At 40.2% G+C, this 657-nt stretch carries 1 protein-coding gene; it reads right to left on the minus strand.

What is annotated here, in order from left to right:
• Positions 1 to 657, minus strand: a 657-nt coding sequence (locus ACFIK8_RS11870; RefSeq protein ID WP_375669545.1) for an autotransporter outer membrane beta-barrel domain-containing protein, incomplete at both ends; no start/stop codon positions are given.

Genomic DNA, 657 nt, shown 5'->3' on the forward strand with positions numbered 1-657 from the left:
ATTCGATAACTTGATTTCTTTACCCTCAACTTGCAACCATGTAAATTGTCCATAAGGCTGCAACCAACTGCTCTTTGACGTCTTAAGTCGATAACCTGCTTCAAAGGAAGTGCCCACCGCCCATTGCCTATAGCTTCCTTCAATCCCTAAACCATTCGTTGAAACTGCCTTTAGAGTATTCTGATAATGATTATATTTTAAAATACCATCCAAATACCATCCACTATGATCCAAATAAGTGACATAAGCGCCAATGCCATAAGTATTGATAGCGCTCATACCACCCCGTGCATGCGCAATGCGTGCGCGGTCATAACTGCCAAAACCACCTATATAAAATTCTCCATTTTCCCACTCCCTTAAACTATTGATCCCTAAAACAATACCTGTCTGATCCAACTTAAAATCTATATGCTCTGTAGCAATACTCTCTTTAGACTTGATCGCATAGGTCCATAAAGCTGCATTCTTTTTACTTTTATCTAAAATTCCTCTTCCCGCACGCACGGTTTGCATTTCATTGTGAAAAACCATCGCTGGAACCACAGACATAGACAATACCGCATCTGTAGAGGGAGTGGTTAAAAAATGAGAAACTGAAAGCGTTTCTCTCAATTGTGGAGAAGGCTGTTCTTTATGAACTGGACGCAAAATCAT

The organism is Bartonella sp. MR168JLCBS, from assembly GCF_042194175.1.